Annotated in this window: 6 protein-coding genes and 1 pseudogene; 5 read left to right on the forward strand and 2 right to left on the reverse strand. The window is 67.6% G+C overall.

The window, feature by feature from the left end; genetic code table 11:
* Positions 1-296 (reverse strand): annotated as a pseudogene (locus BDIM_RS18135) (ATP-dependent DNA helicase); the annotation flags it as partial.
* Between the two features lie 58 nt (positions 297-354).
* Between BDIM_RS18135 and BDIM_RS13945 the strand changes: the two are divergent.
* Positions 355-2,985 (forward strand): ligase-associated DNA damage response DEXH box helicase, encoded by a 2,631-nt coding sequence (locus tag BDIM_RS13945; RefSeq protein ID WP_003166240.1) that lies wholly within the window; start codon positions 355-357, stop codon positions 2,983-2,985.
* A gap of 166 nt (positions 2,986-3,151) precedes the next feature.
* Positions 3,152-3,895 (forward strand): ligase-associated DNA damage response endonuclease PdeM, encoded by a 744-nt coding sequence (gene pdeM, locus BDIM_RS13950; protein WP_003166241.1) that lies wholly within the window; start codon positions 3,152-3,154, stop codon positions 3,893-3,895.
* 24 nt (positions 3,896-3,919) lie between these two features.
* On the opposite strand, the gene BDIM_RS13955 is transcribed toward pdeM, so the two are convergent.
* Complete coding sequence (locus BDIM_RS13955) at positions 3,920-4,408, reverse strand: Lrp/AsnC family transcriptional regulator (protein ID WP_003166242.1); 489 nt, start codon at positions 4,406-4,408, stop codon at positions 3,920-3,922.
* Between the two features lie 148 nt (positions 4,409-4,556).
* Here BDIM_RS13955 and BDIM_RS13960 point away from each other — a divergent pair, with 148 nt between their 5' ends.
* The 3 genes from BDIM_RS13960 to BDIM_RS13970 form a co-directional block, all read left to right on the forward strand.
* A complete protein-coding gene (locus BDIM_RS13960) occupies positions 4,557-5,786 on the forward strand; it encodes a 3-methyl-2-oxobutanoate dehydrogenase (2-methylpropanoyl-transferring) subunit alpha (RefSeq protein WP_003166243.1) in 1,230 nt (409 codons plus the stop codon).
* 3 nt (positions 5,787-5,789) lie between these two features.
* A complete protein-coding gene (locus BDIM_RS13965; RefSeq protein ID WP_198398704.1) occupies positions 5,790-6,893 on the forward strand; it encodes an alpha-ketoacid dehydrogenase subunit beta in 1,104 nt (367 codons plus the stop codon).
* A gap of 1 nt (position 6,894) precedes the next feature.
* Positions 6,895-7,162 (forward strand): biotin/lipoyl-containing protein (locus BDIM_RS13970; RefSeq protein ID WP_345908510.1); only part of this gene is annotated, 268 nt, incomplete at its 3' end.

Here is a 7,162-nt window from a genome sequence, read left to right on the forward strand (position 1 = left end):
CCCGTCGCCGACGGAGCGCAGAACCGCGCCGGGCGCACGAAGGCGAACAGCTCCAGCGCATCCAGCATCTCGACCGAGCGCGGCGGCGGCGCCAGACCCAGACGCCGCGCAGTCAGTCCGGCGTGGGCGACGATGACGTCGCCGCCGGTGAACAGGCCCTCGGCGGCGCCCCGCCCGATCTTGCGCGCGCCCTGATCGTCGCACACGGCTCCCGCCCCCGGCGGCGTGGCCAGCGCGGGCGGCAGGTCGAACGTCAGGGACGACGCGGTGCTGATCTCGGCGGATTCGACAGTCACCCTCGCTAGATAGCGCCAGAGGTGACGAAACGGAACGGGAACATGCTATAGGCTTGGCGTGACGCCGCCGATCACCGCAACGCTTCCGCCCCTGTTCGCCGACTGGTTCGCCGGTCGGGGCTGGTCGCCGCGCCGGCATCAGCTGGAGATGGTCGCGGCGGCGCAGGCCGGACAGCACGCCCTGCTGGTGGCGCCGACGGGCGGGGGCAAGACGTTGGCGGGCTTCCTGCCCAGCCTGATCGATCTGGCCGAGCGTGGGCCGAGGCCGCAGACGGGGCCGGGGTCGGGCGTCCATACCCTATATCTGTCGCCGCTGAAGGCCCTGACCACCGACGTCGAACGCAACCTGATGACGCCCATCCGCGAGATCGGGCTGAACATCCACGTCGAAAGCCGCACCGGCGACACCAAACAGTCGAAGAAGCAGCGCCAGCGCGACTTCCCGCCCGACATCCTGCTGACCACGCCGGAGCAGTTGGCCCTGTTCTGCGCCTGGGAGGGGGCGAGGGGCTATTTCGCCGACCTGAAATGCGTGGTGTTGGACGAGGTCCACGCCATCTGGAGCGGCAAGCGCGGCGACCTGCTGGCGCTGGGGCTGGCGCGGTTGCAGACGTTCGCGCCGGAGATGCGGCGGGTGGCCTTGAGCGCCACGGTGGACGATCCGCAAAAGATCGCCGACTGGCTCTCCCCTTCTCCCCTTGTGGGAGAAGGTGGCAGGCGGAACCTGACGGATGAGGGGTCTCGCGACATTTCCGAACCCCCTTCATCCCGCCCCGGAGAAGCCCCTCGTCCGAGCCCTTCGGGCCCACCTTCTCCCACAAGGGGAGAAGGGATTCGCGTCGTGCTCGGCGATCCGGGCGCGCCGCCGGTGGTGGACGTGCTGGTCAGCGAGGGCCGCGTCCCCTGGGCCGGGCACACCGGCGTCCACGCCATCCCCGAGGTCTATGACGCCATCCGCCGCGCAGGGCTGAGCCTGATCTTCGTCAACACCCGCTGGCAGGCCGAGTTCGTCTTCCAGTCGCTGTGGGCGATCAATGAGGACGACCTGCCGATCGCCCTGCACCACGGCTCCCTGGCCGCCGAGCAGAGGCGCAAGGTCGAGGCGGCCATGGCGCGCGGCGACCTCAAGGCCGTGGTCTGCACCTCGACGCTGGACCTGGGCATCGACTGGGGCGACGTCGATCTGGTCATCCAACTGGCCGCGCCGAAGGGGGCCAGCCGTCTGGTCCAGCGCATCGGCCGGGCCAATCACCGGCTGGACGAGCCGTCGCGCGCCCTGATGGTCCCCGCTAGCCGCTTCGAGATGCTGGAGTGCCAGGCCGCGCGCGAGGCCGTGGCCGAGAACGCCTTCGACTGGGAGCCGGAGCATACCGGCACGCTGGATACGCTGGCCCAGCACGTCATGGGCTGCGCCTGCTCGGAAGCCTTCGACCTGGCCGACCTGTTCGCCGAGGTGACGACGGCCGGTCCCTATCGCGACCTGACCTATGAAGCCTTCGAGGAGGTGGTCGATCTGGTCGCCACCGGCGGCTATGCGCTGCGAACCTATGACCGCTTCGCCCGCATCGTGCGCACCCGCGACGGCAAGTGGACGGTCCGCAACGCCCAGATGGCCCAGCGCCACCGTATGAACGTCGGCGCCATCGTCTCGGCCGCCAACCTGAATGTGCGGGTCGCGGGGCGGCGCGCGGGCGGCAAGCACCTGGTCGCAGGCCGCAAGATCGGCGAGGCAGAGGAATGGTATTTCGAGCAGATGACGCCCGGCGACACCTTCGTCTTCGGCGGTCAGGTCTGGGCCTTTCAGGGCATCGTGAAAACGGACGCCCTGGTCTCGCCCGCCGTCGATAAAGACCCGAAGATCCCCTCCTACGGCGGCTCGAAATTCCCGCTGGGCACCTCTCTGGCCGAGCGGGTGCGGCGCATGGTGCAGGACCGCGACCACTGGCGCGTCCTGCCGCCCGACGTGCAGGAGTGGCTGGAACTTCAGGCGGTCCGCAGCGCCATCCCGGAGTCGCAGACCCTGCTGGTCGAGACCTTTCCGCGCGGGACGCGGCATTTCATGGTCGCCTATCCGTTCGAGGGGCGGCTGGCGCATACGACCCTGGCCATGCTGCTGACGCGGCGGCTGGACCGGATGGGCGCCGGGCCGCTGGGCTTTGTGGTGACGGACTATTCGCTGGCGATCTGGTCGATCCGGCCGATGGATCGGATCGACCTGGACGCCCTGTTCGAGCCGGACATGCTGGGCGACGATCTGGAGGCCTGGCTTGAGGAAAGCTTCATGATGAAGCGGTCCTTCCGCAACTGCGCCCTGATCTCAGGCCTGATCGAGCAGCGCCAGCCGGGGGCGGAGAAGACCGGGCGGCAGGTGACGTTTTCGACCGACCTGATCTACGACGTGCTGCGGCGCCATCAGCCTGATCATCTGCTGCTGAGGACGGCGCGGGAGGATGCGGCGACAGGCCTGTTGGACGTGGCGCGGCTGGGCCAGCTTCTGAGCCGCATCCATGGCCGCATCGTGCACAAGAGGCTGGACCGGCCCTCGCCCTTCAGCGTGCCGGTGCTGGTGCAGATCGGGCGCGAGCGCGTCGGGGGAGACGCCGCCGAGATGATCCTGGACGAAAGCGCTGAGGCCCTGATCGCCGAGGTCATGGAAGACGCGCCCGAAGCGCTGAAGGGGGCCGCGTGAAGACATCGTGCGTCCTTCTCCCCTCGGGGGAGAAGGTGGCTTTCGGAGCAAGACGGATGAGGAGGACGCCAGCCGCGTGTTCGTCGTTTAGCGCTTTGCCTGCGGATACAGCCCCCTCATCCGAGCGGCGCCGCCGCCCACCTTCTCCCCCGAGGAGAGAAGGACGATGAACGACGCCTTGCGCGCAGCCCTGTCCCCGTTCCGCCACCCCTGCGGCGGGCTGAGGCTGACGGTCAACGGCGAAGCCTGCGTACTGCGCTGCTCCGGCGCCCTGTGGTTGCCGACGCATAAGACCCTGATCGCCTCGGACCTGCATCTGGAGAAGGGCTCGGCCTTTGCGGCGCGCGGGCAGATGCTGCCGCCCTATGACAGCCCCGCGACCCTGGCCAGGCTCGAGGCCGAAATCGAGGCGCTGGACCCGCGCACGGTCGTCCTGCTGGGCGACAGCTTCCATGATTCAAAGGCGGTGTCGCGCATGGACAGCGCCCAGCTGACGTGGCTGGAAACCCTGGCCGCCGGACGCGACTGGATCTGGCTGGAGGGCAATCACGACCTGGACGCCCTGGCCGGCGCGCTGGCCAATCCCTTCAAGCGCCTGCCCGGCCGGGTGGTCGAGACCCTGGCGCTGGGCGGCCTGTACCTGATCCATGAGCCGCAGACCGATCCGGCGCCCGGCGAAGTCGCGGGCCACCTGCATCCCGCCGCCCGCGTCGCCGCCTATGGCCGGGGCGTGCGCCGGCCCTGCTTCGTCACCGACGGGCGGCGGCTGATCCTGCCCGCCTTCGGCGCCTTCACCGGGGGGCTGGACGTGCGCGATCCCGCGATCACGGGCCTGTTTTCCGTCCCGCCGCTGGCCGCCCTGCTGGGGCGGGACAAGGTTCACGCCGTCGCCTTCGACCGCCTGAGCTGACCAAGGGCGACGGCGCGATCAACCTCAGCCGACGTGCGGCGTGATGATGCCCAACGGCAGGGTGGTGACGTTCTTCACCCCGCGCGTGACGATATGGCTCTCGCAGTTGGAGACGATGCCCAGCGTCAGCAGCTTGTCGCGCAGGAACTGGTCGAAGGCGTGCATGTCGGTGGTGATGATGCGCAGGACGTAATCCTCGCGCCCCGTGATGGTGGCGCACTGCACCACTTCGGGCCAGCTTTCGACGGCCTGTTCGAAGATCTGCAGATTGTCGCGGGTCGGCAGGCTCAGCTTGACGATGGCGTAGACTTCGAAGTCCAGGCCCAGAAGACCGGCGTCCAATAGCGTGACACGCTTGCGTATCAGGCCAGAGTCCTCCAGTCTCTTGATCCGGCGCCAGCACGGCGAGGCCGACAGGCCGACGCGATCGGCGACCTCGGCGACAGACAGGCCTGCGTCCTGTTGAAGGATGTCGAGGATGCGCGCGTCGATAGGGTCGAGGTCGTCGGCCAAAGGCTTTCTCCGAATTAGCTTTCTGCGCAATAAAATACCCCAAAACGCCATTTGGCAAGGGTATTTTTAGGAGAGCCAACAATCATACGCCATGCTATGCCCTCATCCATAAGGAAACGCGGCCGGTTCAACCGGACGGGAGGCATTGATGAAGAACACCCCGACGCTGTCGCTGCGCGTGCCGGAGCCTTCGGGTCGGCCGGGCGACACGCCTGATTTCAGCCACCTGAAGCTCGATGCGCCGGGCGTCGTCGACCGCCCGGAGGTCAGCACGGCGCCCGCCGAGATGCGCGATCTCGCCTTCCGCCTGATCCGCGTGCTGGACGATGAAGGCAAGGCCGTGGGCCCGTGGGATCCCAAGCTGGACCCTGAGACGATGCGTCGCGGCCTGAAGGCCATGATCCTGACGCGCGCCTTCGACGACCGAATGCACCGCGCCCACCGCCAAGGCAAGACCAGCTTCTATATGAAGTGCACCGGCGAAGAGGCCATCGCGGTCGCCCAGGGCATGATCCTGAGCCGCGAGGACATGGGCTTCCCCACCTATCGCCAGCAGGGCCTGTTGATCGCGCGCGACTATCCGCTCGCGACCATGATGAACCAGATTTATTCGAACGCCGAAGACCCCATCAAGGGCCGCCAGCTGCCGATCATGTATTCGGCCAAGGACTACGGCTTCTTCACCATCTCGGGCAATCTGGGCACGCAATATGTTCAGGCCGTGGGCTGGGGCATGGCCTCGGCCATCCGCGGCGACGACAAGATCGCCATCACCTGGATCGGCGACGGCTCGACGGCCGAAAGCGACTTCCACTCGGCCCTGACCTTCGCCGCCGTCTATCGCGCGCCGGTCATCCTGAACATCGTCAACAACCAGTGGGCCATCTCGTCCTTCCAGGGCATCGCCGGGGGTCTGGACACCACCTTCGCCTCCAAAGGCATCGGCTACGGCCTGCCCGCCCTGCGCGTCGACGGCAACGACTTCCTGGCCGTCTGGGCGGCGACCCAGTGGGCCGAGGAGCGCGCGCGCACCAACCAGGGCGCGACGATCATCGAGCTGTTCACCTATCGCGGCGCCCCGCACTCGACCTCGGACGACCCCAGCCGCTACCGCCCCGGCGACGAGCATGAGAAGTGGCCGCTGGGCGACCCGATCGCCCGCCTGAAGCAGCACCTGATCGGTCTGGGCGAATGGTCCGACGAACAGCAGGAAGAAGCCGAGAAGGAAGCGGTCGAGAAAGTCCGCGCCGCCGCCAAGGAATCCGAGGCCATTGGCACCCTGGGCCAATCGCGCCCCAGCGTGAAGACCATGTTCGAGGAGGTCTATGCGACCGAGGACTGGCGCCTAGTCGAACAGCGCCGCGAAGTAGGAGTCTGAGTGATGGCCGAGATCAACGACAAGATTGAAGCCGACATGGTCGACCAGAAGGACGCCCCGGCGTCGGTCGCCCCGGCCGCGCCCGCTATCGCCGCGATGAACATGATCCAGGCCCTGAACTCGGCCCTGGACGTCAAGATGGCCGAAGACCCCACCGTCGTCTCCTACGGCGAGGACGCGGGCTATTTCGGCGGCGTCTTCCGCGTCACCGACCACCTGCAGAAGAAGCACGGCCTGAACCGCAGCTTCGACGCCCCGATCTCGGAATCCGGCATCGTCGGCACGGCCATCGGCATGGCCGCCTATGGCCTGCGCCCGGTCGTCGAGATCCAGTTCGCCGACTACATCTATCCGGCCTACGACCAGATCGTCTCCGAAGCGGCCAAGATGCGCTATCGCTCGGGCGGCCAGTTCACCACGCCGATGGTGGTGCGCAGCCCCTATGGCGGCGGCATCTTCGGCGGCCAGACGCACAGCCAGTCGCCGGAAAGCCTGTTCACCCACATCGCCGGTCTGAAGGTGGTGATCCCGTCCAATCCCTATGACGCCAAGGGCCTGTTGCTGGCGGCGATCGAGGACGACGATCCGGTCATCTTCTTCGAGCCCAAGCGCCTGTACAACGGCCCCTTCGACGGCTGGCACGAAAGGCCGGTCAGCCCGTGGAAGGCGCAGGAACTGGCCCAGGTCCCGACCGGCAAATACATCGAGCCGATCGGCAAGGCCCGCGTGATGAAGGAAGGGTCCGACGTCACCATCCTGGCCTATGGCACCATGGTCTGGGTCGCGCTGGCGGGCGCCGAACATGCGGGCGTGGACGCCGAGGTCATCGACCTGCGCACCCTCGTGCCGCTGGACATCGAAGCCATCGAGGCCTCGGTCAAGAAGACCGGCCGCTGCATCATCGTGCACGAGGCGCCGAAAACCTCGGGCTTCGGCGGCGAACTGAGCGCGCTGGTTCAGGAGCGCTGCTTCTATCACCTGGAGGCGCCGGTGGCGCGCGTGACCGGCTGGGACACGCCCTATCCGCACGCCTTTGAATGGGAATATTTCCCCGGACCGCAACGGGTCGCTGACGCGCTGAAAGCCGTCATGACGGGAGGTCGCTAAGATGGGTCGTTACGTATTCAAGCTGCCCGACGTGGGCGAAGGCACCGCCGAAGCCGAGCTCGTCGCCTGGCACGTCAAGGTCGGCGATACGGTCGCCGAGGATCAGATCGTCGCCGACGTCATGACCGACAAGGCCACGGTCGAGCTGACCAGCCCGGTCGCGGGCGTCGTCACCGCCCTGCACGGCGAGCCCGGTCAGATGATGGCCGTGCGCGGCCCGCTGGCCGAGTTCGAGGTCGAGGGCGAAGGCAACGCCGCCGCCGAGGAAC

The organism is Brevundimonas diminuta ATCC 11568 (assembly GCF_000204035.1).
In the GTDB taxonomy this organism is placed as follows: domain Bacteria; phylum Pseudomonadota; class Alphaproteobacteria; order Caulobacterales; family Caulobacteraceae; genus Brevundimonas; species Brevundimonas diminuta.

What these genes read in the sequence shown, in the direction of transcription:
- pdeM (WP_003166241.1), top strand. Translation starts at nt 3,152, where the DNA reads ATGAACGACGCCTTGCGCGCAGCCCTGTCCCCGTTCCGCCACCCCTGC.
- BDIM_RS13960 (WP_003166243.1), top strand. Translation starts at nt 4,557, where the DNA reads ATGAAGAACACCCCGACGCTGTCGCTGCGCGTGCCGGAGCCTTCGGGT.
- BDIM_RS13965 (WP_198398704.1), top strand. Translation starts at nt 5,790, where the DNA reads ATGGCCGAGATCAACGACAAGATTGAAGCCGACATGGTCGACCAGAAG.